Source organism: Cupriavidus agavae (assembly GCF_004217045.1).
GTDB classification, from domain to species: Bacteria; Pseudomonadota; Gammaproteobacteria; order Burkholderiales; family Burkholderiaceae; genus Cupriavidus; species Cupriavidus agavae.
Window position 1 is genome coordinate 445,155 of sequence record NZ_SGXM01000001.1, and the last position, 24,350, is coordinate 469,504.

The following is a 24,350-nucleotide window of genomic DNA, read 5'->3' on the forward strand; positions in this document are numbered from 1 at the left end:
CGATCCATGCGAATTCGAAAAACCGGTCGTAGAAGACCGTCCGCAGGAGACAACATGACCACCAAGCCCGCGCGTCCGCATTTCCAGTTCTGGCCCAAGCGTGCGCCGACCGAGATCGTGCTGCCGGAGACCTCTCTCTGGTACAACCTCGTCGTTTCGGCGCACCGCTATGCGGAAAAGCCGGCGATCCGGTATTTCGGCAATGCCATCACGTTCCGCGCGCTGCAGGAGCAGGCCACGGCGCTGGCCGGCTGGCTGCAGCAGACGGCGGGCGTGAAGAAGGGCGATCGCGTGCTGCTGTACATGCAGAACTGCCCGCAGTTCATGGTCAGCTACTACGCCATCCTGCGCGCCGACGCCGTGGTGGTGCCGGTCAACCCGATGAACCGGGCCGAGGAGTTCAAGCATTACGTGACCGATGCCCAGGCGCGCGTGGCGATCTGCACGGCGGACCTGGCGGGCGGCGTGATGCAGGCCGATGGCGAACTGCCGGCCGGGCAGCGGCTGGAGCACCTGCTGGTGACGCAATACGCCGACGCGCTGCCGCCTTCCCACGAATTCCCCGAAGATGCCCCGCCGGCCTGGCTGACCACCCGGCATCCGCTGCCGGCCAACGCCACGCCGTGGGCCGAGGCGCTCGGCGCCGGCCAGGAGCCGGGCCCGCATACCGCCGGCCCCGACGACATGGCGGTGATGCCGTACACCTCGGGCACCACGGGCTTTCCGAAGGGCTGCATCCATACGCACCGTTCGGTCATGCACAACGTGGTGGGTGGTTCGACGTGGTCCGGCAGCGGTGCCGAATCGGTGATCCTGTCGGTGCTGCCGCTGTTCCACGTGACCGGCATGCAGTACGGCATGAACGGCCCGATCTACACCGGCGCCACCGTGGTGATGCTGCCGCGCTGGGATCGCGAGGTGGCCGGCCGCCTGATCTCGCGCTATCAGGTCACGCACTGGACCAACATCCCGACCATGGTCATCGATTTCCTGGGCAGCCCGAACCTGGCCTCGTTCGACCTTGGCAGCCTGCGCTACATCGGCGGCGGCGGCGCGGCCATGCCGCAGGCCGTGGCGGAGCGGCTCAAGACGCAGTTCGGCCTGAGCTACCTGGAGGGTTACGGCCTGTCGGAGACGATGGCGCCCACGCACAGCAACCCGTCCGAACGGGCCAAGCTGCAATGCCTGGGCGTGCCGACGTTCAACACCGATGCGCGCGTCGTGGACCCGGTCACGCTGCAGGAGCTGCCGCCGAACGAGGTGGGCGAGATCATCGTGCGCGGCCCGCAGGTGTTCAAGGGCTACTGGGGCAAGGAAGACGCCACGCGCGACGCCTTCATCGAGTTCGAGGGGCAGACCTACTTCCGCACCGGCGACCTGGGCCGCATGGACGAGGAGGGCTACTACTTCATCACGGACCGGCTCAAGCGCATGATCAACGCGTCGGGCTTCAAGGTCTGGCCGGCCGAGGTGGAGAACCTGCTCTACAAGCACCCGGCCGTGCAGGAGGCGTGCATCATCGGCACGCGCGACCCGTACCGCGGCGAGACGGTCAAGGCCGTGGTCGTGCTGCGCGCCGACGCCAAGGGCAAGACCTCGCCCGACGAGATCATCGAATGGGCCAAGGAAAACATGGCCGCCTACAAATACCCGCGCGTGGTGGAGTTCGTCGACGCGCTGCCGAAATCGGGCACGGGCAAGGTGATGTGGCGGCAGTTGCAGGAAACGGAGAATGCTAAGCAGGGGGCTGCGGCGTAGTGGTTTGAGCTTGCTTCGGTTTTGCTCCCCTCTCCCACTGCGCGGGAGAGGGGAGCAAACCGGGTCGCAGGGGAGAGACCCTCAATGCCCGCGCGCCCGCATCAGCATCTTCACCATCGACTTGTAGCCCCGCTCGCGCGCATGCCGCGACGGGGTGATGCCTTCGCGGTCGGCCAGGTTGGCGTCGGCGCCGGCGTCCAGCAGCAACTGCACCACTTCCTCATAGCGCGCGCCGCCGTCGCCGAGCACGATGGCTTCGAGCAGCGCGGTCCAGCCCAGCTGGTTGACGCGATCCACGGGCACGCCCGACTTCAATAGTAGTTTTACGACTTCGACATTGCCGTGCTGGCTCGCGGCAATCAGCGCCGTGCCATCGTAGCGGTCGGTGCTGCGCACGTCGGCGCCGTGGGCGAGCGCCAGCCGCAGCGCGTCGAGCTGGTTGGTGGCCGAGGCCAGCAGGAAGGCGTTGTTCGACTCGTCGTCTTTCTGGTTCACGTCGGCGCCGGCCAGGATCAGTGCACGCGCCACGTCGCCCCGGCGGTTGTAGAGCGCCGCGAGCAGGGCGGAGCGGCCGCGTTCGTCAGCGGCGCGCAGCGAGGCGCCCGCGTTGAGCAGCCGCATGACCAGGTCCAGATCGCCGATGCTGGCCGCCGTGATCAGGTTGCGGTCGATGGCGGCCATGCCGTCGGTGCGCGGGATCGGGGCCGGGCTGGCAGGGGCCGGGCTGCGCGGCACGGGGGCGGGGGCCGAGGCGTCGCGCAGGGCGCCCATCGAGCGCGCCAGCGTCTGGCTGCCTTGTCCGGCCAGCAGACCGGCCGCCAGCAACAGGCCCGTCAGTCCGAGCAACTCGGCGAGTGCCTGGCGGCGGGGACGGGTCTGGGAGCGCGTCATGGTGTTGAGCAGGGGCGGCGGTCAGACGGTTTCGTGTGGATGCGTGGTGGCCGCGAGTGCGTCGTCGGGGCAGGTGGCGACGGTGGCGGAAACCGCACGCGGCGTGGCCACCGGGCACGCTGCCGCGCCGGCTTCGGCGGCATCGCAGTCCTGGAGCTGGCGCCAGAGCCGCGCCAGATAGGGGTCGTCCACCCCGTGGGTGGCCAGCCCGAGCAGGGTCTGGTGCAGGTATTCGCGCGCCGGGCCGTACAGGCCGCAGGCGTGCTGCAGGCACGCCACCACGCGCGCATCGGGCAGGCGCCCCGCGTAGCTGGCGTGGTCGCGGTTCATCACGAAGGCCAGCGCGCGCTGGGCCGGCGCGGCCGGGTCCTCGTCGAGCTTCACGCGCAGCCAGCGCGGGTGGTAGGCGCCCGTCATCATCTCGCGGCGCCAGAGCACGCGGAATTCCTGCTCCACCACGTGGGCCGGAATCCGGAACACCATGCCGGTGCAGCAGCCGCCCCGGTCCAGGCCGAGCACGAGCCCGGGGTTGTCCCACGTGCCGCGATTGATCCTGGAGTAGAGGTAGAAGCCGCGATGGTAGCCGTGCACCGTGGCCAGCCGGCTCTCGGTATGCACGACCATCGGGTTCCAGATCAGCGAGCCGTAGCCGAAGACCCAGACATCGCCGTCGAGGCCGGGCAGTTCGGGGCGGTGCGAGAGCGTCTGGCGCAGCGAGCGCTCCACATCGGCATCGGACAGCAGGGACGACGCGACCGGGGTGCTGCACAGCGTCGTGCGCAGCCTGTCCGCTTCGAGGTCCTGTCTGGTGATGGCCATGGATGAAAGAATAATCCAAAGCGCTTTGACGCGTCGCAAGCAAACAACGGTTTCTTGGGCGAGTGTGTGCAGCAGGCAACGGTCGGCGGCGGCGGGGTGGCGCGTGCGGCTGTCCGGATCGGGCGGCAAGTCACTACAATAGGGACCCTAACCTCGTGGAACAGTCACTGAACTTCGGAGAACCCAAGATGGCGCGTACCCTGACCGTGGTGTTTGGCAGCGGCAAGGAATTTGAATTCACGCTGGGAGACAGTGAGCTGTCGGCCGTGACCGAGGACGCCGCGTGGCGCTGGTTCGACCGGGAATATGCCGAACTGGACTGCCAGGCGTCGAGCCCGGTGGGCAAGGTGCTTGTGATCGACAAGATCCTCAACGTGGCCAAGTTCTCGGGCGAGGGCCGCTTCGCGGGCAATGCCGAGTGGGCCCAGGACTTTGCGCGCCACGCCGGCCGTCTGCTCGACCGCGACAAGGTGCGCGTCGACGTGGGCAACGCGGCAATCGGCTTCTGAGCGCTTCCGAGGGCTTCCGAGCATACCGCGCCTCACCCCATCACGAAAAACGGACGCCGCGGCGTCCGTTTTCTCATGGCGGGGAACCCTGCGGGGCTCAGACGCCCAGCAGTTCCACTTCGAACAGCAGCGTGGCGTTCGGCGGAATCACGCCGCCGGCGCCGCGTGCGCCATAGCCGAGGTCGGCCGGGATCACCAGGCGGCGCGTGCCACCTACCTTCATGCCCTGCACGCCTTCGTCCCAGCCGCGGATCACGTGGCCGGCGCCCAGCGGGAACACGAACGGGTCGTTGCGGTCCTTGCTCGAATCGAACTTCTTGCCAGCCTGGCCGTTCTCGTACAGCCAGCCGGTGTAGTGCACGGTCACGTGCGTGCCGGCCTTGGCTTCGTCGCCCGAGCCAACGACGGTGTCTTCGTACTGCAGGCCGGAGGGAGTGGTTTGCATCGCGTTCTTCCTTTTCTGGTTGCGTTGGCGTGTCAGTCGGCGCGCTGCAGCACTTCGCGCGTCAGCTGCACGTTATGGTCATCGTCGCTGACCCAGATGTCGCCATCCTGGATCGTCACGGACAGCCGCATCGCGCGCTGGGACATCTGCGCCAGCGCGTCCACGGCTTCCGACGGCACATTGTAGACGGTCACGTTGCGCAGCTTGCTGGCCTTGCCCGCCATGCCCTTCCACCATTCGCGCGCGCTGGCGCTCTGATAGGTATAGACCGTGACGCGCTCGGCACGCGCGGCGGCGCGCTTGAGGCGGCTTTCGTCGGGCTGGCCCAGTTCGATCCAGTGTTCGATGTCGCCGGTCAGCGTCTTGTCCCATAGGTCGGGTTCGTCCGGCTCGTCGAGGCCGCGCGTGAACGCCAGCGTCTCGGAGGCTTCGCAGGCGAACGCCAGCACGCGCACCATCATGCGGGCATCGTTCTCGGACGGGTGCCGGGCAATGGTCAGCGCGTGGCTGCCGTAGTACGGCCGGTCCATGTCCGAGACGGACAGTTCGGCCTTGAAGATCGTGGATTTGAGCGCCATGGGATCGAAATTGCGGCGCGGCGCCCGGGCGGGCGACACGCGAAAGGCCGCATCATACGTGATCCGGGCGGCGGGGCGATGGAAAACCGCCCGGCTTCGGTGTGCTGGCGCGCGCTGGCCGGCCGGAGGCTCTGCGGCCGCTCAGGATTTGCGGTAGTCGCTGAACCAGAAGCGCAGCAGCGCCGACGCCAGCACCAGGCCCAGGAAGGCGGCCGCGGCCACCAGCGCCAGCCCGCCATCGCTGTTGATCTGGCCAGCCATGGCGATACGCGTCAGCAGCATCACCACCATCAGCGCCAGCAGCGGCAGCAGGATCGCGCCCCGGCCGTAGGTCTTGAACGCCCACAACGGAAAACGGCGCAGGAAATCGGCGGGAATGCTCAGCGCCGCGCAGGCGCCGGCTGCGGCAAGCGACGCCGCAACGACATCATTGGGGGAAATCAGGCTCATCTCGACTCGCGTCAGACCAAGACCGCATAGGTGCAACGCGGCAGGATGTCTGTAGGAAAGGCGCTGATTTTACTGAAGAATCCGGGTTTAAAGGTGACCCCGGGTCGTCATCATGCGCCCATGTGCGCCTGTGGTTTTCCCGTAATCGCCGCTTCAGGGGGCAGCGCCGGCCGGCGTGGCTTCCACGGCGATCTGCAATGTGACGTTATCGCCGACATCCGGCAAAAAGCGCTTCATGCCAAATGTGCTGCGCGCGAAACTTGCGTGGAAATCGCCACCGCAGACATCGCGGCTGATGCCGAACAGCACCGTCTGCCCGCAACTGAAGCGGTCGGCCTCCAGCCGCAGCGGCTGTGAGACACCGAGCAGGGTCAGCGTGCCTTCCACGGCCACGAGCTTCCCGCCTTCGGTCACGAACCGGTTGGACTGGAAGCGTCCGACCGGAAAATTCTGGACGTCGAAGAATTGTGGAGAACGCAGCACACTGTCGAGGCTGCGGTTGCCGGTGTCGAGGGAATCGGTGTCGACCGTGAAATCGATCGATCCGGCGCCGGTTGCCGGGTCATAGATGATGCGCCCGTCGATCTTGGCGAAACGGCCACGCACCGTGGTGCTGTCGTAGTGGCTGGCGCCGAAGTAGACGCTGGTGTGGACCGGGTCGACCGTGTAGTTGGTCGGCGCAGCCCAGGCCGCGCCGACCGCGCCGACCGCGCCGAGCAAGGCCCCGGCGACAACAAGATTGCAAAGGGCGCTCGGCATGGTCGGGGGCGGGTCAGTGGACGAACACCGGCAGCAGGAAGATGCCGATCACGGTCAGGTAGCCGATCGTCCAGCACAGCGTGCGCAGCGTGGCCCGGTCGGTCAGGTAGCAGATCGTGTAGAGCACACGCACGGCAATGAACACCATCGCCAGTTCGTTGATGCGCGCCTGCGGCGCCGCCAGGTACGAGGCGGTCAGCACCGCCGCCGCGAAGAACGGAAAGGCTTCGAAGTGGTTGCGGTGGGCCATGTCGGCCCGCCGCGCCCGGCCGCTCTGCTTTTCGAGCCACGCCCGGGGGTCGTGGTTGTCGTAACCACCCCGGCTGCTGGCCTTGGCGATGCCCACGGTCAGCACCGGCATCAGCCCGGCCAGCAGGACGCACCAGAACGCTATCGGCATGCAGGCTCCTTGGGTGAGGAAAGGGTCGGAACCGCCGTGGCTACGCCGCGACGACCTTGATGCGGATGCCGCCGGCACCGCCCACGCCAACCACCTGGCCGGCGCGGATCTTGGCCGTCTTGCGCGATTCCGGCGCGCCGTCCACCGAAACCTCGCCCGAGGCAACCAGCGCCTTGCCGGCGCCGCCGCTGTCGCAGATCCCGGCCAGCTTGAGCAGGTCGTTCAGCGCCACGAACTCGCCTTCGAGCGGGAATGTGATCGTCTGCGCCATTACTTGCCCCAGCTGTCCTTGAGCCCCACCGTACGGTTGAACACCGGCTTGCCGGGCTGCGAATCGGCGCGGTCGGCCACGAAGTAGCCATGGCGCTCGAACTGGAAGCGGTCTTCCGGCTTCGCCTCGCGCAGGCCCGGCTCCAGATACGCTGTGACCACCTTTTTCGATGCCGGGTTCAGTGCATCGAGGAAATTCTTGCCGCCGGCGTCCGGGTTCGGGTCGCTGAACAGCCGGTCGTACAGCCGCACCTCGGCTTCCAGCGCATGCGGCGCGCTGACCCAGTGGATGTTGCCCTTGACCTTCACGCTGTCGGCGCCCGGCGTGCCGCTGCGCGTCTCGGGCAGGTAGTTGGCGTGCACGGCCACGATGTTGCCGTCGGCATCCTTGTCCACGCCCGTGCATTCGATCACGTAGCCATAGCGCAGGCGCACCTTGTTGCCGGGGAACAGGCGGAAATAGCCCTTCGGCGGCGTCTCGGTGAAGTCATCGCGTTCGATCCACAGCTCGCGCGACAGCGGGAACACGCGGCGGCCCAGTTCGGGCTGCTTCGGGTGCACCGGCGCCGAGCATTCCTCGCTCTGGCCCTCGGGGTAGTTGTCGAGGATCAGCTTGATGGGGTCGAGCACGCCCACGCTGCGCGGCGCGCGCGCGTCGAGGTCGTCGCGCACGGCGCCTTCCAGCGTGCTCATGTCGATCCAGCTGTCGGCCTTCGACACGCCCACGCGCTCGCAGAACAGTTGCACCGATTCCGGCGTGTAGCCCCGGCGGCGCAGGCCGACGATGGTGGGCATGCGCGGATCGTCCCAGCCGTCCACGCGCTGCTCGTCCACCAGTTGCTTCAGCTTACGCTTGCTGGTGATCGCGTAGGTCAGGTTCAGGCGCGCGAACTCGTACTGGTGCGGCAGCGGGTCGGCAAACACGCCGGCGTCGCGCAGGTGCCCCAGCACCCAGTCGTACAGCGGACGATTGTTCTCGAACTCCAGCGTGCACAGCGAGTGCGTGATGTTCTCGATGGCGTCCGAGATGCAGTGCGTGAAGTCGTACATCGGGTAGATGCACCACTTGTCGCCCGTGCGGTGGTGGTGGGCATGGCGGATGCGGTACAGCACCGGGTCGCGCATCACGATGTTGGGCGCGGCCATGTCGATCTTCGCGCGCAGCACGTGCTCGCCGTCGCCGTACTTGCCGTCGCGCATGGCGCGGAACAGCGTCAGGTTCTCTTCCACGGTGCGCTCGCGGAACGGCGACGGCTTGCCCGGCTCGGAGAAATTGCCGCGGTTGGCGGCCATCTGCTCGGCGCTCTGGCTGTCCACGTAGGCCACGCCGCGCTCGATCAGCGTCTCGGCGAACTGGTACAGGCGGTCGAAGTAATCGCTCGCGTAGTAGAGGTGCGGGGTGCCGCCCGCCTGTCCGGCGTCCCAGGAGAAGCCGAGCCAGTGCACCGCGTCGATGATCGAATCGACGTATTCGGTGTCTTCCTTGACCGGATTGGTGTCGTCGAAGCGCAGGTGGCAGCGGCCCGCGTAGTCGCGCGCCAGGCCGAAGTTCACGCAGATGCTCTTGGCGTGGCCGATGTGCAGGTAGCCGTTGGGCTCCGGCGGGAAGCGCGTGATCACGGTCGGCAGCGCGCCCTGCTGGTCGGCGCGGCCGGCGTAGGTGCCGGCGGCCAGGTCCTGGTCGATGATGCTCCGCAGGAAGTTGGAGGCGGCGGGCGTGTCGTTGGGCTTGTTGTCTTGGCTCATGGTGGCGCCGCGTGGCATGCGGCTCGATAGGCGTTGCGGACGCCCCGGCGGTCGGACCGACCCCGGACGCAGTCCTGGCGTAACCTGGTAATTCGGAATGGCGCGATTTTACCGTGCTTGCGGGCCAACCCGTCAGCACCCGGTGATTTTAGGATTCGTCTCACACCGCGGACCGGCGAAGTGGTGCAGAATTCACCGCAGCTTTCTACTTCTCCGTGCGACGTGATCGTCGCATGCCGCGCCCCGTCCCGCCGCAGGAACACATGCCATGAATCCCGCTACTTCCGCTTCTGACCCCTTCCGATCCGTGGCCCCCGCCGACGCGCTGGCCGGTCTCTGGCACGGCCTGGCGCTGCCGGACGCGGCGCTCGGGCATGTGCGGCTGTCGGGCGCCGATCCCATCCTGCCGTCGAGCTTCGCCATCGGCGCGGCCGCGCAGGCCAGCCTGGGTGCCTCGGCGCTGGCGGCGGCCGCGCTCTGGGCGCAGCGTACCGGCCGCTGGCAGGAAGTGTCCGTCGACATGCGCCACGCGCTGGCGGAGTTCCGCAGCGAGCGCTACCTGCGCGTCAACGGCGGGCCGGCGCCCGAGCTGTGGGACAGCATCGCCGGCCTGTATCCGTGCGGCGACGGGCGCTGGGTGCGCCTGCATACCAATTTCCCGCATCACCGCGACGGCGTGCTGCGCATCCTGCAATGCGCGGGCAACAAGGATGCCGTGCGCACCGCGCTGGGCAAGTGGAAAGCCGAGGATTTCGAGCAGGTGGCGTCGGACGCCGGCATGGTGGTGTCCGCGATGCGCGCCCATGACGAATGGCTGGCGCACCCGCAGGCCGAGGCGCTGCGGGGCCTGCCGCCGGTCATCATCGAGAAGATCGGCGATGCCCCGCCCGAGCCGCTGCCGGTGCTGCCGCCCCATGCCGAGATCAATGTGGATGCCCGGCCGCTGAGCGGCGTGCGCGTGCTCGATTTCACCCGGATCATTGCCGGACCCGTGGCGGGCCGGACGCTGGCGGCCCACGGTGCCGACGTGCTGCTGGTCACGGCGTCGCACCTGCCGTCGATGGAGGTGCTCGTGATCGACACCGGGCGCGGCAAGCGGTCCTGCCAGCTGGACCTGCGCGATGCCGAGGACAAGCGCGCGCTGCACAAGCTGCTGCACGGCACGGACGTGGTGGTGCAGGGCTACCGCCAGGGCGGGCTGGACAAGCTCGGCGCCGGCCCCGAGGCCGCGGCGCGGGCCCGGCCGGGCATCGTCTATGTGTCGCTGTCGGCGTACGGCCATGTGGGGCCGTGGGCTGGCAAGCGCGGGTTCGATTCGCTGGTGCAGACCGCCACCGGCATCAACGGCGACGAAGCGCAGGCCGCCGGCAAGACCGAACCGGTGCCGCTGCCGGCGCAGGTGCTCGATCACGCCTCGGGCTACCTGATGGCGCTCGGGGCGATGGCGGCGCTGCACCGGCGCGCCACGCAAGGGGGGAGCTGGCACGTGCGCGTGTCGCTGGCGCAGACCGCGCAGTGGCTCCGCAGCCTGGGCCGCGTGCCGGACGGCATGGCCACGCCGGACCAGCATATCGACGAGATTTCGGACCTGCTGGCGATCGAGGAGTCCGGGTTTGGCGAACTGACCACGGTGCGCCATGCCGCCCAACTCTCGGAGACGCCGGCGCACTGGGCGCTGCCGTCGGTGCCGCTCGGCACCCACGCGCCGGAATGGCTGCCGCGCGGCAGCCGCTAGCGCCGGCAGGTCAGTACAGCGTCTTGCGCAGCCGCTCGGGCAGTTCGCGGTCGTAGGCTTCGCCGTCGATGGCGTTCTGGCTCAGCGTGGCGACCATCGTGCCAGTGCTCGGCAGGGCGCTGCGCGCGATCTGCGCCTCGGGCGACCACAGGTGCGAGCGCACCAGCGCCCGCGCGCACTGGAAGTAGACGGTCTGGATGGCAATGACCAGCACCGTGGTCGGCGGCTTGCCGTCGACCGTGTAGCGTTCGAGCAGCGCGGGATCGGTCGAGATCGTCGCTGTTCCACTAATCCGTAGCGTTTCGTTGATGCCGGGAATCAAGAAGAGCAGGCCCACGCGTGGGTCCGTCACGATATTGCGCAGGCTGTCGATACGGTTGTTGCCGCGCCGGTCCGGCAGCAGCAGCGTGCGGTCGTCGAGCACCTGCACGAAGCCGGGCGCATCGCCGCGCGGCGAGCAGTCGCCGCCGGTGGCATTGCTGGTCGACAGCAGGCAGAACGGCGCCACCTCGACGAACGCCCGGTAGTGCGGGTGCAGGTAGTCCACTTCCTTGGCCAGCGAGGCCGGCGCGGGCTGGGCGTACAGCGTTTCGAGATCGGCGAGCGAAGTGATGGTGTGCGGGGGCATGGCGGGGTCTCGGGCAGTCGGGCAGTCGGGCAGGGGCGGCGGGGCCTCCAGTATGCCGCAGCGGCGCGACGGAAGCCCCCGGCCGGTGTTCAGATCGTGACGGTGCCGCGCGCCAGCTCGATGACGCGGCCGCCGACGCGGATCGCCCCTTCTGCCGTCACGGTCAGGTCCAGCCGGCAGCGCCGGTCGACCTGTTCGCCCTGGTCCACTTCGTAGTGCGCCGGCAGTGCGTGGCCCGTGGCGAGCAGCCAGCCGCCCAGGTTCGCGCAGGCCGAGCCGGTGCCGGGATCTTCCGAGACGCCGCCGCCCTGCTTGGTAAAGAAATAGCGCGCCAGCACCTGGCCCGGCCGGGCCGGATCGAAGGCAAACACATAGGCGGTCTTGCGGCCCAGGCTGCTTTGCGGCCAGCGGTCCAGCCGGCCGCTGTCAGGCTGCGCGCGGCGCACGGCGTCGGGTGTCCTGAGGGGCACCAACAACTGGTCCGCGCCGGTATCGACCCACATCGGCGACGCCGCCAGATCTTCCGCCGCCAGGCCGAGCAGCGAGGCCATTTCGGCATCGGCCAGCCCGGCAGGGGCCGTCTTCGGGGCGCCCGCGTGCGGCGCGGTCAGCGTCCAGCGGTCGGCCTGCGCGGTGACTGGCACCACGCCCGCCTTGAACGCCAGCGTCAGCGCATCGCCGGTGCCGGCAAGGTCGCGCACCACGTGCGCCGTGCCGAGGGTGGGATGGCCGGCGAACCGCATCTCGTAGCCCGGCGTGAAGATGCGCACGGCCGCCGTGGCCTGCCCGGACGGCAGCACGAACGTGGTCTCGGACAGGTTGAACTGCAGCGCCAGCGCCTGCATGGTGGCGTCGTCCATCCCGCGCGCATCCTCGAACACGCAGAGCGGATTGCCGCCGAACGTGGATTCCGCAAAGACATTGACGATTCGGTAGCTGTAGCTCGGCATGGTCGGAAGGCTCGAAAGGGTGGAAGACATCGCAAAAACGCCAGTGTACGGATGCCCGATGGCGGCGCCATGGACAGTTTCTGACCCGCTTGCCCTGACAGTTCCGCTACGCTGCATTTTTGGACGATCGGCGATTGGCGATACCGTGGCCGATGCGAAGAATGGATGCTTTTCCCCAGGTAGACCATCCATGCTGGAACTCAATAATTACGAGACGCTCGTGGCGGCGTCGCTGGTGCTGCTGGTCGGGCGCAAGCTCGTGCAGATCACGCCGCCGCTGCGCACGTTCAATATTCCCGAGCCCGTGGCGGGCGGCCTGATCGTGGCGATCTGCCTGGCCCTGGTGCGCTACGCGCTCGACGTCAACGTGAAGTTCGATACCGTGACGCAGACCCCGCTGATGCTGGCGTTCTTTGCCACGCTGGGCCTGAGCGCGAACCTGGCCAGCCTGAAGCAGGGCGGCAGGTCGATCGGGATCTTCCTGTTCGTGGTGGCGGGGCTGCTCGTGATCCAGAATGGCATCGGCGTGGGCCTGGCCAGCGCGCTGGGGCTGCACCCGGCGACGGGCCTGCTGGCGGGGTCTATCTCGCTGTCGGGCGGCCACGGCACGAGCGCCGCCTGGGGTAGCGATTTCGCCAGGCAGTTCGGCATGACCTATGCCACCGAACTGGGCGTGGCATGCGCCACGTTCGGCCTGGTGCTGGGCGGCCTGATCGGCGGTCCGGTGGCGCGGCACCTGATGCGCAAGGTGGCCCGGCCGGCGGCCGAGCAGGATGCCGGCGACCCGCTGACGTTCGAGAATCCGCAGGCCGTGCGGCCCATCACGGCGTCCTCGCTGATCGAGACACTGGCGCTGATCCTGATCTGCCTGACCGCCGGCCACGCGCTGACGGACCTCGCGAAGGGCGTGGTGCAGTTGCCGACCTTCGTCTGGGTGCTGTTCGTCGGTGTACTGCTGCGTAACGGGCTGGCGGCGCTGGGCTGGTACACGGTGTTCGACCGCGCGCTGTCGGTGCTCGGCAACGTCAGCCTGTCGATGTTCCTGGCCATGGCGCTGATGAGCCTGCGGCTCTGGGAGCTGTCGAACCTGGCGCTGCCGATGCTGCTGATCCTGGCCGTGCAGACTGCCGCGATGGCCGGCTACGCGGTGTTCGTCACGTTCCGCGTGATGGGCCGCAACTACGATGCGGCCGTGCTGGCGGCGGGCCACTGCGGCTTTGGCCTGGGCGCCACGCCCACGGCCATCGCCAACATGCAGGCCGTGACCGATCGCTTCGGCGCCTCGCATCTGGCGTTCCTGATCGTGCCGATGGTTGGCGCGTTCTTCATCGACATCGTCAACGCCATCGTCATCAAGCTGTTCCTGAAACTGCCGATCTACTGACCGGCGCCGCCGGGCAATAAAAATGGCGCCATGGGTTTCCCCATGGCGCCTCGCAGGACAGCTACTGCGGTACTACGGTACTGCCGGAATCAGAATCCCACGGCCTGCCCGTCGCGGCGGCTGTCGCTGGCGGCCACGTAGCCGTGCTCGCCATCGTCGGACAGGCGCCAGATGAACTGGCCCGAGCCGAAATCCATATACGGGTCGTCGACCGACTTCAACTGGTGGCCACGGTCCTTGAGGCCGGCCACGGTGGTCGGGTCCATGGTCCCTTCAACGTCCAGCGTGAAGTCCCGGTTGACCTTCCAGCGCGGCGCACAGCATGCGGCCTGCGGCTGCTGGTTGTAGTCGAGCATGCGCACCACGGTCTGCAAGTGACCCTGGGGTTGCATGTCGCCGCCCATCACGCCGAAGCTCATCTGCGGCTTGCCGTCCTTGGTCAGGAACGCCGGGATGATCGTGTGGAACGGGCGCTTGCCGCCTTCCACCACGTTGGCCGATTTCGGGTCCATCGAGAAGCCCACGCCCCGGTTCTGCAGGCTGATGCCGGTGCCCGGCACCACCACGCCCGAGCCAAAGCCCATGTAGTTCGACTGGATGAACGAGATCATCATGCCGTTCTCGTCGGCGGCGGTCAGGTAGATCGTGCCGCCGGTGCGCGGCATGCCGAAATCGAAATGCGTGGCGCGTTGCATGTCGATCAGCTTGGCGCGCGACTTCAGGTAGGCGTCGTCCAGCATCTGCTCGGGCGTGACCTCCATGCTGCGCGGGTCGGCCACGTAGCGGTACAGGTCCGCGAAGGCCAGTTTCATGGCCTCGATCTGCAGATGCTGCGAATCGACCGAATCCACCGGCAGCGAGCCGACGTCGAACTGGTCGAGGATGCCCAGCGCCATCAGTGCGGCAATGCCCTGGCCGTTGGGCGGAATCTCGTGCACCTCGTGGCCACGGTAGGACTTGCTGATCGGCTTGACCCAGTCCGGGCGGAAGTTGCGCAGGTCGTCGAGCGTCATGGCGCCGCCGCACGACTTGCTGAAGGCGGCGATCTTCTCGGCGATTTCGCCTTCGTAGTACGAGCGGCCCTTGGTGGCGCCGATCTGGCGCAGCGTCTCGGCGGCATCCCGGAAGACGAATTTCTCGCCCACGTGCGGCGCGCGGCCGTGGGGCATGAAGGTGTCGGCGAAGCCGGGCTGGTTCTTGAGGTCGGGCACGGCGGCGGCCCACTTGTGCGCCACCACCGGCGGCACGGCATAACCGCGTTCGGCGATCTCGATCGCGGGCTCCATCAGGTCCTCGAACGGCAGCTTGCCGAAGCGCTCGTGCAGCGCCGCCCAGCCGGCGATCACGCCAGGCACGGTGACCGAGTCCCAGCCGCGTACCGGACGATTGGCCAGGCCGTTGCCATCGGCGCCGTACTTGTTCTTGAAGTAATCGGTGCTCCAGGCCGCCGGCGCCACGCCCGAGGAGTTCAGGCCATGCAGTTCCTTGCCGTCCCAGAGGATGGCAAAGGCGTCGCTGCCCAGGCCGCACGACACCGGCTCGACCAGCGTGATGGCGGCAGCGGCGGCAATGGCCGCGTCCACCGCGTTGCCGCCCTTGAGCAGCATGCGCAGGCCCGCCTGTGCGGCCAGCGGATGCGAAGTGGACACCACATTGCGCGCGAACAGCGGAATGCGCACGGTCGGGTAGGGGTTGGTCCAGTTGAAGGTTTGCATGGTTGTCTCGTCGTTCGATACACGTTCTGTTCTACTCCCCTCTCCCGCAGGGCGGGAGAGGGGAGAAAACCAAGGGGAGAGAAAATTCAATCCACCTGAATCTTCCGATCCTTGATCAGTTTGCCCCAGCGCGCGCTGTCTTTCTTCACCATCGCGGCGAACTGGGCGGGCGTGCCGCCGACCGGCTCGGCGCCGAGCTTGGCCAGGCGGTCCTTGACGTCCTGCGACTGGATGGCCTTGTTGAACTCGGCGTTCAGGCGCGCCACGATCTCGGGCGACAGGCCCTTGGGACCATAGATGCCGAACCACGTGTCAGATTCAAAGCCGGGCAGGCCCGATTCGCTGGCCGTGGGCAGTTCCGGCGCCAGCGGCGATCGCTTCATGCTGGTCACGGCCAGCGCCTTGAGCTTGCCGTCCTTCACGTGGGGCATGCCGGACACGATGCTGTCGAACAGCACCTGCACCTTGCCCGAGATCAGGTCGGGCACGGCCAGCGCGGTGCCGCGATACGGGATGTGCGTGATGAACACGCCGGACTGGGCCTTGAACGCCTCGGCGGTCAGGTGAACCACGGTGCCGTTGCCGCTCGACGCGTAGTTCAGCTCGCCCGGATGCTTCTTCGCGTAGTCGATCAGTTCCTTGACGTTCTTGACCGGCAGCGAGTTCGGTACCACCAGCACGTTGGTGGCGGTTGCCACCTGGCCGATCGGCGTGAAGTCGGATTCGGTGTTGTAGGGCAGGTGGGTGTTGATGAACGGGCCGATCGAGTGCGTGCTCGTCGTGGCGATCATGATCGTGTAGCCGTCCGGGGCGGCCTTGGCCGCCATGTCGGAGCCGATGGCGCCGCCGGCGCCGGGCCGGTTGTCCACCACGATCTGCTGGCCCATGTTCTGGCCGACCTTCTGGGCGATGGCCCGCGCCAGCAGGTCCGTGGCGCCGCTGGCCGGGAAGGGCACGATCATCCGGATCGGCTTGGAGGGGTAGCTGTCCGCGCTGGCAGGCGCGGCGGCAAGGGTCAGGCTCGTGGCAAGGCCGAGGCCGAAAAGGCGTAGCCAGTGTTGCATCGTTGTTCTCCGGGCGGCAGGGCAGGGGCAGGAAAGCTCAAATTATTCCGCGCGGCCGAACATAATGAAAGTTAATATTCCTTGCGTGATTGACAAGAAAAACTTGTGAATCGTCCGGTCTTCGCCCTCGTTGAACCGCCTCCTCAGCGCGGCGCCATCCTTTCCACTCTTCCCATGAGTACGATCCGCTTTCTGAAAACCTTCATTGCCGTGGCCGAGCAGGGCTCGTTCGCCGCGGCCGCCGGGCAGGTGGCGCTGACCCAGGCCGCCGTGAGCCTGCAGATGCGCTCGCTGGAAGAAGAGTTGCGCCGCGAACTGTTCGACCGGGGCGGCCGGGTGGCCGTGCTCAACGCCGACGGGCGGGCGCTGCTGCCCCAGGCCAGGCGGCTGCTGGCGCTCTACGAGGACATGCGGCTCCCGCTGTCGGGCGCGGGCGATATGGCGGGCGCCGTGGCGGTAGGTGCCGTGGTGTCGGTGATGGGCGGCCTGTCGCACGTGGTGGCCGAGATGAAACGCACCTATCCGGCGCTGGACGTGCGGCTGATCGGCGCCAAGTCGTTCGAACTGGCGGCCATGGTGGAAAGTGGCGAACTCGACGCCGCTTTCGTCGTGGAAGGCTCGGCCCGGCTCGGTGGCACGCTGCAGTGGACGCCGCTCTACGAGGAGCCGCTGGTGGCCATCGCCGCCCGGGGCAGCGCCGGCGAGGATGCGCGGCAGGCGCTGGCATCGAACCCGTTCCTCCGTTTCGACCGCAGCCAGCGCACCGGCGCGCTGGTGGAGCGGGCGCTGCGGCGCGCGCACCTGCGCACCAACGAGTTTCTGGAGCTCAATTCGATCGAGGCGCTCGTGGAACTGGTGCGGCAGGAAGTGGGGGTGACCGTGGTGCCGCTGCTCAAGCGGGCACGCTGGCGCGACGACGAGGCGCTGCGCATCCTGCCGCTGCGCGCGGGCGGGGAGCCCACGGTGCGCACCATCGGCATGCTGGAGCGGCGCGACCACGGCCGGGTGCGCGTGACAGAGGCCATCCGGAGCGCCTGCGGGACGCTGTTCAACGGCTGAAGCCGGCCCACGGGCGTTGGCGGCGGGCATGAAAAAGGGCGCCACGGTGGGCGCCCTTCTTCGTTGCTCCGGGGAAGACCGGCTTACTCTTCCTGGAACGCTTCCTCGCGCTTGGCCTTGATCGACGGCATGGCCACGATCGCCACCAGCACGCAGGCTGCAATCAGCAGGCCCAGCGACAGCGGACGCGTCACGAACACGCTGAAGTCACCACGCGACAGCAGCAGCGAGCGGCGGAAGTTCTCTTCCATCATCGGTCCCAGCACGAAGCCGAGCAGCAGCGGGGCGGGTTCGCAACGCAGCTTGATGAACAGGTAGCCCACCACGCCGAAGGCCGCGGTCTGGAACACGTCGAACGTGGTGTTCTGGACCGAGTAGACGCCGATGCAGCAGAACGTCAGGATGGCCGGGTACAGGTAGCGGTAGGGCACCTTCAGCAGCTTGACCCAGATACCGATCATCGGCAGGTTCAGCACGATCAGGATCAGGTTGCCGAGCCACATCGAGGCGATCAGGCCCCAGAACAGCGCGGGGTTGCTGGTCATGACCTGCGGACCCGGCTGGATGTTGTGGATCGTCATCGCACCGACCATCAGCGCCATCACGGCGTTCGGCGGAATGCCCAGCGTCAGCAGCGGGATGAACGAGGTCTGGGCCGCGGCGTTGTTGGCCGATTCCGGACCTGCCACGCCTTCGATGGCGCCCTTGCCGAATTCCTGCGGGTACTTCGAGGTCTTCTTTTCCAGCGAGTAGGCCGCGAACGAAGCCAGCGATGCGCCGCCGCCCGGCAGGATACCCAGCGCCGAACCCAGCATCGTGCCACGCAGCACGGCCGGAATCATGCGCTTGAAGTCTTCCTTGGTCGGGAACAGGTTCGTCACGTGGTCCGTGAACGTCTCGCGGGCTTCCTTCTGCTCCAGGTTCGCGATGATTTCCGCGAAGCCGAAGATACCCATGGCCACCGAGACGAAGTTCAGGCCGTCGGTCAGTTCCGGAACGTCGAACGAGAAGCGCGCGGCGCCCGAGTTCACGTCGGTACCCACCAGGCCCAGCAGCAGGCCCAGCACGATCATCGAGATCGCCTTGACCAGCGAGCCGGACGCCAGCACCACGGCGCCGATCAGGCCCAGGATCATCAGCGAGAAGTATTCGGCGGGGCCGAACTTGAACGCCAGTTCCGACAGCGGGGCGGCAAAGGCGGCCAGGATCAGCGTGGCCACGCAGCCGGCGAAGAACGAGCCCAGGCCAGCGGTGGCCAGTGCCACGCCCGCCCGGCCGCGCCGTGCCATCTGGTAGCCGTCGATCGTGGTCACCACCGACGACGATTCACCGGGCAGGTTCACCAGGATGGCGGTGGTCGAGCCGCCGTACTGGGCGCCGTAGTAGATACCGGCCAGCATGATCAGCGCGGCCACCGGGGGCAGCGTGTAGGTCACGGGCAGCAGCATCGCGATGGTGGCCAGCGGGCCGAGGCCCGGCAGCACGCCGATCAGCGTACCGAGCACGCAGCCCAGGAACGCGTAGGCGATGTTCTGAAAGGACAGGGCGGTCGAGAAGCCCAGTCCGAGGTTGGCTAACAGTTCCATGTGGGCCGCCTCCTTAGTTTGCCAGGAAAGCCGGCCACACCGGCATCTGCAGGTTGATGCCGTACACGAACGCGCCCATGCTGATGATCACGAGGATGATCGCATTGAGCACGGCGCCCTTCCAGCTGAATTCGTGGCTGGCCATCGAGGAAACCAGCACCAGCACCACCACCGACAGCACCATGCCCAGCGGCTTGAGCAGCAGGCCGAACAGCACCACGGCGCCCAGGATCCACAGCAGGATCTTCAGGTCCCAGCGGGCCAGCTTGTCGTCTTCCGCCTTGGAGGACAGCGAACCCCACAACACCAGCGCGCCGAGGATGGCGAGCACGATGCCGAGCCAGAAAGGGAAGTATCCCGGCCCCATCTTGGCGGCGGTTCCCATGGAATAGCCACGGGCTACGAAGGAAAAGCCCAAACCGACCAGGATGAACATCAGGCCGGAGGCAAAGTCCTTTTGGCTACGTATGCGCAAAATGATTCTCCTCGATTTGAATCTTGAAAAGCTTGGGCGACAGGGGCTGCCTGTCGCGGCAGGGTGGAAGGTAAGAGCGCATCCTTTCAGCTACCTTTCATATGTCTGCATAAAGTGGCAACTTCAGGGTATGTCCCTAGGCAGACGTCCGAAAGGATTCGGTAAGTCGTTGACAATGCAAGGGAAATTGCAGGGAAAACGCTTGGACGGGAGGACGCGGGCCGGGGGCGGACGCAGGACGGAAGCCGACAGATCGGAGCGCCCGGGTGGACTATGCTCCGTGGATGGCGGCGCGCACTTATATATATAGAGAGAGGCGCGTCTTTCGCCACGCGAACAAGAACAATCCGCAATCACCGGAGGCGCGCTTGGAAACCATCGACCATGCCATCCTGATCGGCGCCGTGGTGATGACGCTGGGCATCCTGCTTGGCGTGTTCTCGTCGCGCTTCGGGGTGCCGTTCCTGCTGGTATTCCTGGGCGTGGGCATGGCCGCCGGGGTGGACGGCCCGGGCGGCATCCGCTTTGGCAACACCTGGCTGAGCTTCCTGGTGGGCAATATCGCGCTGGCCGTGATCCTGCTCGATGGCGGCCTGCGCACGCGCTTTGCCACGTTCCGCGTGGCGTTGAAGCCGTCGCTGTCACTGGCCACGGTGGGCGTGCTGCTGACGGCCGTGCTGGTGGGGCTGTTCGCCACGTGGCTGCTCGGCATCGACTGGAAGCTCGGGCTGCTGCTGGGCGCCATCGTCGGCTCCACCGATGCCGCGGCAGTGTTCTCGCTGCTCAACAGCAGCGGCATCCGGCTCAAGGAGCGCGTGGCGAGCGTGCTGGAGATCGAGTCCGGCATCAACGACCCGATGGCAATCTTCCTGACGCTGACGCTGATCCAGTGGATTACCGCGCCCGATGGCCTGTCCGCCCCCGCGCTGGCGCTGCGGCTGCTGGTGCAGTTCGGGGTGGGCGGCGTGCTGGGCGTAGCCCTTGGCTATTGCCTGGCCAACGTGATGGAGCGGGTCAATGTGGCCGAGGGCCTGCAGGCCATCCTGGTCTGCTCGGGCGGCTGCATGGTCTGGGCCATCGTCCAGACGGCCGGCGGCAGCGGCTTCCTGGCGGTCTACCTGGCCGGGATGATCGTCGGCAACCGGGAGCGTGCGGTCTCGGGCGACACCATGCGGGCGATGGACGGCATGGCGTGGCTGGCGCAGTCTGCGATGTTCCTGCTGCTCGGCCTGCTGGTCACGCCGCATCGGATCTGGGAGATCGCGCTGCCGGCCACGGCGCTGGCGCTGTTCCTGATGTGCGTGGCGCGCCCCGTGGCGGTGTTCGTCTCGCTGCTGCCGTTCCGCTTCAACACGCGCGAGAAGTCATTCGTGGCCTGGATGGGGCTGCGCGGCGCGGTGCCGATCGTGCTGTCGCTGTTTCCGCTGCTGCAGGGCATGGAAGACTCCGGGCTGCTGTTCCGCGTGGCCTTCGCCGTGGTGCTGGCCAGCCTGCTGTGCCAGGGCACCACGGTGGCGCTGGCCGCCCGGCTGGCCCGGGTGCTGCGGCCGCCCTACGACGAGCCGCTGTCGCGCGAGCGGCTGCGTGGCACGCGCGATCCCTCGGTGGAACTGATGCAGTTCGCGGTGGCGGCCAATTCGTCGATGGAGGATGTGCGCGCCGATCAGGTGGAACTGCCGCCGCGAACGCGGCTGATGACGGTGGTGCGAAACGGCGCGCTGGTGTCGCTGGACCAGGCCGTGCTGCACGCCGGCGACGTGGTCTCGGTGCTTGCCCCGAGCAGTGCGATGCCGCTGCTGTCGCGCCGCTTCCTGACGGCGGCGCGGCCGCCCGCCTGGGATCAGGTCGGGCACGATTTCGTGCTCGACGGGCGGGCCGCGCTGGCTGACGTGGCGTTGCTCTACGGCACGCGGCCGCTGGCGCCCGAGGAGGCGCAGTGGACGCTGGAAACGGCCATGCTGGCGATGTTCCCGTCGCCGCCGGTGGAGGGCGATGCGGTGGAGATCGCCGGGCTCCGGCTCACGGTCACGCGCATGGAGGGGCCGCGTATCGTCCAGGTGGGCCTGCTGCTGCCGCGCAGCGCCGCCGAGGACGCCCGCGACCGCAAGGAGAGCGTCTGGCGCCTGCGCAGCAAGGCCGGGAAGGACGGGGAGGACGGGGAGGTCAGTCCACCTTCGCGCCGGAAACCCTGACGATCTGGCCGTATTTCTTCAGCTCGCGCTGAATCAGTGCGCCAAACTGCTCGGGCGTGGTCGGGGCCGGCACGGCGCCGATGCGGGCCAGCCGCGCCTTCATGTCGTCGGTCTTCAGGATCGCCACGATGTCGCGGTTCAGCCGTTCGACGATCTCGGGCGGCGTGCCGGCCGGCGCCAGGACGCCGAACCACGTGGAAATGTCGAAACCTTCCAGGCCCAGCCCCTTGCCGGCCTCGGCGATGGTCGGCAGCTCCGGGAACGAGGCCGCCCGGCTGGCCGTGGTCACGGCGAACGCCTTGAGCTTGCCGGCCTTGATATTGGCCGAGGCCGAGGCGAGGTTGTCGAAAATCAGGTCGGTCTGGCCCGACAGCACCGACAACTGCGCCGGCGACGCGCCGTTGTACGGGATATGGACCATGCTCACGCGCGCCATGCTCTTGAACAGTTCGCCCGACAGGTGCCCGGCGCTGCCATTGCCGCCCGAGGCGTAGTCGAGCTTGCCGGGATGCTTGCGGGCGTATTCGACGAGGTCGCGCACATTGTTGATATGGAGTTCGGCGGCCTTGCCCGGATGCATCACGAGCACGTTCGGCACGTCGGCCACCAGCGTGACCGGCGCGAAATCCTTGACCGGGTCGTACGGCATCTTCGTGAACAGCGTCGGGTTGATCGCATGGGTGGCCACGGCGCCCATCACGATCGTGTAGCCGTCGGCCGGCTGCTTGGCGACGTAGTCGGCGCCCAGGTTGCCGCCCGCGCCGGGCTTGTTCTCGACCACCACCGGCTGGCCCAGGCTGGTGCGCAATTGCTCGCCGATGGCGCGCGCCACGGTGTCGAGCGGACCGCCGGCGGGGTAGGGCACGATGAAACGGAGCGGCTTGGCGGGCCAGTTGGCCGGGGTGGCGGCCGGGGCGGAGAACGCCGCCAGTGCGGTGGTGGCCGCGAGGGCGGCCGATAGCAGGGTCTTCAGCATGTCAGGCGTGGCAAGGATTGGGAATCGGGTGCGGCCGGGACGTACGTTGCGCCCCGGCGTCTGGAGCTTCGTGGAAGGCGGCGGGCGCCGGGTCAGCGCAGGCCGATGCCGCGCGCCATCATCACGGCGCACAGCGGCAGCAGGATAAACACGTGCGCCTCGATCATGACCCAGCGGCGCGTCTTCTTGATCTCCGCCGGCGTGGGCACGAATTCGGGCAGCTTGCGGGCCTGCTTGCGCCATTTGGCGATGGCCAGCGTGGGCGGCAGCGAGCACAGCGCGATCAGCACGAACACCGTGACCTTGGCGTGGAACCACGGGTTGCGGATATAGAACTCCACGCCCTTGGCGCCCAGGTACAGCCGCAGCAGGCCGGTGGCGAGCACGGCCATCGCCGAGAGGAAGTAGAACAGGTCGTACAGCGACAGGCGGCGCACCGCGGCTGGCGTCATGTCGGGGCGCAGCACCACGGCCTCGGCGGCCATCAGCGTCACCAGGATGAAGATGGCGGTGTAGTGCAGGAACGCCAGCAAGGCATCAATCAGCATGAAATCTCCTCGGGATGGGGGAATTCCTCGATGATCGCCTGCCCGGTCTCCGGGGACGCCGGGTCTGATCAAACCGGGCCAAGAAAGCCCGGCGCGGCGTCAGACCACGCCCTTGCTGCGCAGGGCGGCGATGTGTTCGGCACTGTAGCCGAGTGTCTCGCCCAGCACCACATCGGTGTGCTCGCCGAGCAACGGCGGATGGCGCAGCGCCTCGGGCGGCGTGACGCTCATCCGCATCGGGCTGCCCACCAGCTTTACCGTGCCGGCCGTGGGGTGGGGCAGGTCCACGCGCAGGCCGCGGGATACCACCTGTTCGTTCTCGAAGACCTCGTCGAGCGTGTTGATCGGGCCGCAGGGCACGCCGGCGCGTTCGAGATCGAGAATCCATTGCTCGCGGGTGCGCGGCGCCACCATCTCGGACAGGATCGGCACCAGCACGTCGCGGTGCGCCACGCGCTGCGGGTTGGTGGCAAAGCGCGGATCGTCGGCGAGTTCAGGCTTGCCGCCGGCCGTCACGAACTTGCGGAACTGGCCGTCGTTGCCCACCGCGACGATGATCCAGCCGTCGGCGGCATGGAAGGTCTGGTAGGGCACGATGTTCGGATGGGCATTGCCCCAGCGCCGGGGCGCCTGGCCGCTGGCCAGGTAGTTGGTGTTCATGTTGGCCAGCATCGACACCTGCACGTCCAGCAGCGCCATGTCGATGTACTGGCCCTCGCCGGTGCGGTCGCGGTGCGCCAGCGCCGCCAGCACGGCGATCGTGGCGTACTGGCCCGTCATCAGGTCGGAAATCGCCACGCCGGCCTTTTGCGGGCCGCCGCCGGGCAGGTCGTCGCGCTCGCCGGTCAGGCTCATGAAGCCGCCCATGCCCTGCACGATGAAATCGTAGCCGGGGCGCTGGGCATACGGACCGGTCTGGCCGAAGCCGGTGACCGAGCAGTAGATCAGGTCCGGCCGGACTGCCTTCAGAGAGTCGTAGTCGAGCCCGTACTTCTTCAACTGGCCGACCTTGTAGTTTTCGAGCACCACATCGCTCTGGGCGGCCAGTTCGCGCACCAGCTGCTGGCCTTCGGGCGTGCTGATGTCGCAGGTCACCGAGCGCTTGTTGCGGTTGGCGGCCAGGTAGTAGGCGGCCTCGGCGGTGTCGCGGCCGTCCTCGGTCTTGAGCCAGGGCGGGCCCCAGATGCGCGTGTCGTCGCCGGCGCCGGGGCGCTCGATCTTGATCACGTCGGCGCCGAAATCGGCTAGGTTCTGGGCGCACCACGGCCCCGCGAGCACGCGGGTCAGGTCAAGTACGCGAAGATGGCTTAAAGCTCCCATGGCATGTCACGGCTGGCAGGTCTGAGGAGCCAGCACTCTATCACCGGGCCTGCGGCCCGACGCGGCAGGCCCGGGCGCCGGCGGAGGTTCCGT

The 24,350-nt window shown here is 67.7% G+C and carries 24 protein-coding genes; 6 read left to right on the forward strand and 18 right to left on the reverse strand.

Annotated features, from left to right (window positions below; all coding sequences use genetic code 11):
* Positions 1–54 precede the first annotated feature (54 nt).
* Positions 55–1,758: a long-chain fatty acid--CoA ligase gene (locus EV147_RS02080; protein WP_130389464.1), complete on the forward strand. Its 1,704-nt coding sequence runs from the start codon at positions 55–57 to the stop codon at positions 1,756–1,758.
* An 81-nt stretch (positions 1,759–1,839) separates the two neighbouring features.
* On the opposite strand, the gene EV147_RS02085 is transcribed toward EV147_RS02080, so the two are convergent.
* Together EV147_RS02085 and EV147_RS02090 are read right to left on the reverse strand one after the other, a co-directional pair.
* A complete protein-coding gene (locus EV147_RS02085; protein WP_130389465.1) occupies positions 1,840–2,649 on the reverse strand; it encodes an ankyrin repeat domain-containing protein in 810 nt (269 codons plus the stop codon).
* 21 nt (positions 2,650–2,670) lie between these two features.
* Positions 2,671–3,468 (reverse strand): gamma-glutamylcyclotransferase, encoded by a 798-nt coding sequence (locus EV147_RS02090; RefSeq protein ID WP_130389466.1) that lies wholly within the window; start codon positions 3,466–3,468, stop codon positions 2,671–2,673.
* 188 nt (positions 3,469–3,656) lie between these two features.
* Between EV147_RS02090 and EV147_RS02095 the strand changes: the two genes are divergently transcribed.
* Positions 3,657–3,977 (forward strand): hypothetical protein, encoded by a 321-nt coding sequence (locus EV147_RS02095; RefSeq protein WP_130389467.1) that lies wholly within the window; start codon positions 3,657–3,659, stop codon positions 3,975–3,977.
* Positions 3,978–4,074: 97 nt separating this feature from the next.
* On the opposite strand, the gene EV147_RS02100 is transcribed toward EV147_RS02095, so the two are convergent.
* From EV147_RS02100 to EV147_RS02130, 7 genes are all read right to left on the reverse strand, one after another.
* Positions 4,075–4,422, reverse strand: a complete 348-nt coding sequence (locus EV147_RS02100; RefSeq protein WP_130389468.1) for an FKBP-type peptidyl-prolyl cis-trans isomerase — start codon at positions 4,420–4,422, stop codon at positions 4,075–4,077.
* Between the two features lie 32 nt (positions 4,423–4,454).
* Positions 4,455–5,000, reverse strand: a complete 546-nt coding sequence (locus EV147_RS02105; protein WP_130389469.1) for a YaeQ family protein — start codon at positions 4,998–5,000, stop codon at positions 4,455–4,457.
* A 141-nt stretch (positions 5,001–5,141) separates the two neighbouring features.
* The gene (locus EV147_RS02110; RefSeq protein ID WP_130389470.1) at positions 5,142–5,450 is read right to left on the reverse strand and encodes a hypothetical protein; all 309 of its coding nucleotides are present in this window, start codon (positions 5,448–5,450) and stop codon (positions 5,142–5,144) included.
* A 153-nt stretch (positions 5,451–5,603) separates the two neighbouring features.
* Positions 5,604–6,209, reverse strand: coding sequence for a YceI family protein (locus tag EV147_RS02115; RefSeq protein WP_130389471.1), 606 nt, complete (start codon positions 6,207–6,209; stop codon positions 5,604–5,606).
* A 13-nt stretch (positions 6,210–6,222) separates the two neighbouring features.
* The gene (locus EV147_RS02120) at positions 6,223–6,609 is read right to left on the reverse strand and encodes an MAPEG family protein (RefSeq protein WP_130389472.1); all 387 of its coding nucleotides are present in this window, start codon (positions 6,607–6,609) and stop codon (positions 6,223–6,225) included.
* A 40-nt stretch (positions 6,610–6,649) separates the two neighbouring features.
* On the reverse strand, positions 6,650–6,880 hold the full coding sequence (locus EV147_RS02125) for an RNA-binding S4 domain-containing protein (RefSeq protein WP_130389473.1): 231 nt from the start codon (positions 6,878–6,880) through the stop codon (positions 6,650–6,652).
* A complete protein-coding gene (locus tag EV147_RS02130; RefSeq protein WP_130389474.1) occupies positions 6,880–8,625 on the reverse strand; it encodes a glutamine--tRNA ligase/YqeY domain fusion protein in 1,746 nt (581 codons plus the stop codon). Before EV147_RS02130 ends, EV147_RS02125 begins: the two co-directional genes overlap by 1 nt.
* A 268-nt stretch (positions 8,626–8,893) precedes the next feature.
* On the opposite strand from EV147_RS02130, the gene EV147_RS02135 reads away from it, so the two are divergent.
* Positions 8,894–10,360, forward strand: a complete 1,467-nt coding sequence (locus tag EV147_RS02135; RefSeq protein ID WP_130389475.1) for a CoA transferase — start codon at positions 8,894–8,896, stop codon at positions 10,358–10,360.
* A 10-nt stretch (positions 10,361–10,370) separates the two neighbouring features.
* Here EV147_RS02135 and EV147_RS02140 read toward each other — a convergent pair whose 3' ends face one another.
* Together EV147_RS02140 and EV147_RS02145 are read right to left on the reverse strand one after the other, a co-directional pair.
* A complete protein-coding gene (locus EV147_RS02140) occupies positions 10,371–10,988 on the reverse strand; it encodes a pyridoxamine 5'-phosphate oxidase family protein (RefSeq protein WP_130389476.1) in 618 nt (205 codons plus the stop codon).
* 89 nt (positions 10,989–11,077) lie between these two features.
* A complete protein-coding gene (locus EV147_RS02145; RefSeq protein WP_130391167.1) occupies positions 11,078–11,938 on the reverse strand; it encodes a PhzF family phenazine biosynthesis protein in 861 nt (286 codons plus the stop codon).
* 190 nt (positions 11,939–12,128) lie between these two features.
* Between EV147_RS02145 and gltS the strand changes: the two genes are divergently transcribed.
* Entirely contained in the window at positions 12,129–13,322 is a 1,194-nt protein-coding gene (gene gltS, locus EV147_RS02150) for a sodium/glutamate symporter (protein ID WP_130389477.1), read from the forward strand.
* An 89-nt stretch (positions 13,323–13,411) separates the two neighbouring features.
* Here the strand turns inward: gltS and ggt are convergent, their stop codons facing one another.
* Positions 13,412–15,037: a gamma-glutamyltransferase gene (gene ggt / locus EV147_RS02155; RefSeq protein ID WP_130389478.1), complete on the reverse strand. Its 1,626-nt coding sequence runs from the start codon at positions 15,035–15,037 to the stop codon at positions 13,412–13,414.
* 86 nt (positions 15,038–15,123) lie between these two features.
* Complete coding sequence (locus tag EV147_RS02160; RefSeq protein WP_130389479.1) at positions 15,124–16,101, reverse strand: Bug family tripartite tricarboxylate transporter substrate binding protein; 978 nt, start codon at positions 16,099–16,101, stop codon at positions 15,124–15,126.
* A 174-nt stretch (positions 16,102–16,275) separates the two neighbouring features.
* Between EV147_RS02160 and EV147_RS02165 the strand changes: the two genes are divergently transcribed.
* The gene (locus EV147_RS02165; RefSeq protein WP_130389480.1) at positions 16,276–17,160 is read left to right on the forward strand and encodes a LysR substrate-binding domain-containing protein; all 885 of its coding nucleotides are present in this window, start codon (positions 16,276–16,278) and stop codon (positions 17,158–17,160) included.
* Between the two features lie 83 nt (positions 17,161–17,243).
* On the opposite strand, the gene EV147_RS02170 is transcribed toward EV147_RS02165, so the two are convergent.
* Positions 17,244–18,746, reverse strand: a complete 1,503-nt coding sequence (locus tag EV147_RS02170; RefSeq protein WP_130389481.1) for a tripartite tricarboxylate transporter permease — start codon at positions 18,744–18,746, stop codon at positions 17,244–17,246.
* Between the two features lie 13 nt (positions 18,747–18,759).
* Positions 18,760–19,221, reverse strand: a complete 462-nt coding sequence (locus EV147_RS02175; RefSeq protein WP_130389482.1) for a tripartite tricarboxylate transporter TctB family protein — start codon at positions 19,219–19,221, stop codon at positions 18,760–18,762.
* Between the two features lie 368 nt (positions 19,222–19,589).
* Here EV147_RS02175 and EV147_RS02180 point away from each other — a divergent pair, with 368 nt between their 5' ends.
* The gene (locus tag EV147_RS02180) at positions 19,590–21,413 is read left to right on the forward strand and encodes a potassium/proton antiporter (protein ID WP_130389483.1); all 1,824 of its coding nucleotides are present in this window, start codon (positions 19,590–19,592) and stop codon (positions 21,411–21,413) included.
* On the opposite strand, the gene EV147_RS02185 is transcribed toward EV147_RS02180, so the two are convergent.
* The 3 genes from EV147_RS02185 to EV147_RS02195 all read right to left on the reverse strand — a co-directional run bounded on the left by EV147_RS02185 (position 21,385) and on the right by EV147_RS02195 (position 24,257).
* Complete coding sequence (locus tag EV147_RS02185; RefSeq protein WP_130389484.1) at positions 21,385–22,389, reverse strand: Bug family tripartite tricarboxylate transporter substrate binding protein; 1,005 nt, start codon at positions 22,387–22,389, stop codon at positions 21,385–21,387. The genes EV147_RS02180 and EV147_RS02185 overlap by 29 nt on opposite strands.
* 92 nt (positions 22,390–22,481) lie before the next feature.
* Positions 22,482–22,937 (reverse strand): DUF2214 family protein, encoded by a 456-nt coding sequence (locus EV147_RS02190; protein ID WP_130389485.1) that lies wholly within the window; start codon positions 22,935–22,937, stop codon positions 22,482–22,484.
* Positions 22,938–23,036: 99 nt separating this feature from the next.
* On the reverse strand, positions 23,037–24,257 hold the full coding sequence (locus EV147_RS02195) for a CaiB/BaiF CoA transferase family protein (RefSeq protein WP_130389486.1): 1,221 nt from the start codon (positions 24,255–24,257) through the stop codon (positions 23,037–23,039).
* Positions 24,258–24,350 lie beyond the last annotated feature (93 nt).

Excerpts from the sequence above, each read along its gene's own strand:
- EV147_RS02080 (WP_130389464.1), top strand. The coding sequence starts at position 55 with ATGACCACCAAGCCCGCGCGTCCGCATTTCCAGTTCTGGCCCAAGCGT.
- EV147_RS02085 (WP_130389465.1), bottom strand. The coding sequence starts at position 2,649 with ATGACGCGCTCCCAGACCCGTCCCCGCCGCCAGGCACTCGCCGAGTTG.
- EV147_RS02090 (WP_130389466.1), bottom strand. The coding sequence starts at position 3,468 with ATGGCCATCACCAGACAGGACCTCGAAGCGGACAGGCTGCGCACGACG.
- EV147_RS02095 (WP_130389467.1), top strand. The coding sequence starts at position 3,657 with ATGGCGCGTACCCTGACCGTGGTGTTTGGCAGCGGCAAGGAATTTGAA.
- EV147_RS02100 (WP_130389468.1), bottom strand. The coding sequence starts at position 4,422 with ATGCAAACCACTCCCTCCGGCCTGCAGTACGAAGACACCGTCGTTGGC.
- EV147_RS02105 (WP_130389469.1), bottom strand. The coding sequence starts at position 5,000 with ATGGCGCTCAAATCCACGATCTTCAAGGCCGAACTGTCCGTCTCGGAC.
- EV147_RS02110 (WP_130389470.1), bottom strand. The coding sequence starts at position 5,450 with ATGAGCCTGATTTCCCCCAATGATGTCGTTGCGGCGTCGCTTGCCGCA.
- EV147_RS02115 (WP_130389471.1), bottom strand. The coding sequence starts at position 6,209 with ATGCCGAGCGCCCTTTGCAATCTTGTTGTCGCCGGGGCCTTGCTCGGC.
- EV147_RS02120 (WP_130389472.1), bottom strand. The coding sequence starts at position 6,609 with ATGCCGATAGCGTTCTGGTGCGTCCTGCTGGCCGGGCTGATGCCGGTG.
- EV147_RS02125 (WP_130389473.1), bottom strand. The coding sequence starts at position 6,880 with ATGGCGCAGACGATCACATTCCCGCTCGAAGGCGAGTTCGTGGCGCTG.
- EV147_RS02130 (WP_130389474.1), bottom strand. The coding sequence starts at position 8,625 with ATGAGCCAAGACAACAAGCCCAACGACACGCCCGCCGCCTCCAACTTC.
- EV147_RS02135 (WP_130389475.1), top strand. The coding sequence starts at position 8,894 with ATGAATCCCGCTACTTCCGCTTCTGACCCCTTCCGATCCGTGGCCCCC.
- EV147_RS02140 (WP_130389476.1), bottom strand. The coding sequence starts at position 10,988 with ATGCCCCCGCACACCATCACTTCGCTCGCCGATCTCGAAACGCTGTAC.
- EV147_RS02145 (WP_130391167.1), bottom strand. The coding sequence starts at position 11,938 with ATGCCGAGCTACAGCTACCGAATCGTCAATGTCTTTGCGGAATCCACG.
- gltS (WP_130389477.1), top strand. The coding sequence starts at position 12,129 with ATGCTGGAACTCAATAATTACGAGACGCTCGTGGCGGCGTCGCTGGTG.
- ggt (WP_130389478.1), bottom strand. The coding sequence starts at position 15,037 with ATGCAAACCTTCAACTGGACCAACCCCTACCCGACCGTGCGCATTCCG.
- EV147_RS02160 (WP_130389479.1), bottom strand. The coding sequence starts at position 16,101 with ATGCAACACTGGCTACGCCTTTTCGGCCTCGGCCTTGCCACGAGCCTG.
- EV147_RS02165 (WP_130389480.1), top strand. The coding sequence starts at position 16,276 with ATGAGTACGATCCGCTTTCTGAAAACCTTCATTGCCGTGGCCGAGCAG.
- EV147_RS02170 (WP_130389481.1), bottom strand. The coding sequence starts at position 18,746 with ATGGAACTGTTAGCCAACCTCGGACTGGGCTTCTCGACCGCCCTGTCC.
- EV147_RS02185 (WP_130389484.1), bottom strand. The coding sequence starts at position 22,389 with ATGCTGAAGACCCTGCTATCGGCCGCCCTCGCGGCCACCACCGCACTG.
- EV147_RS02190 (WP_130389485.1), bottom strand. The coding sequence starts at position 22,937 with ATGCTGATTGATGCCTTGCTGGCGTTCCTGCACTACACCGCCATCTTC.
- EV147_RS02195 (WP_130389486.1), bottom strand. The coding sequence starts at position 24,257 with ATGGGAGCTTTAAGCCATCTTCGCGTACTTGACCTGACCCGCGTGCTC.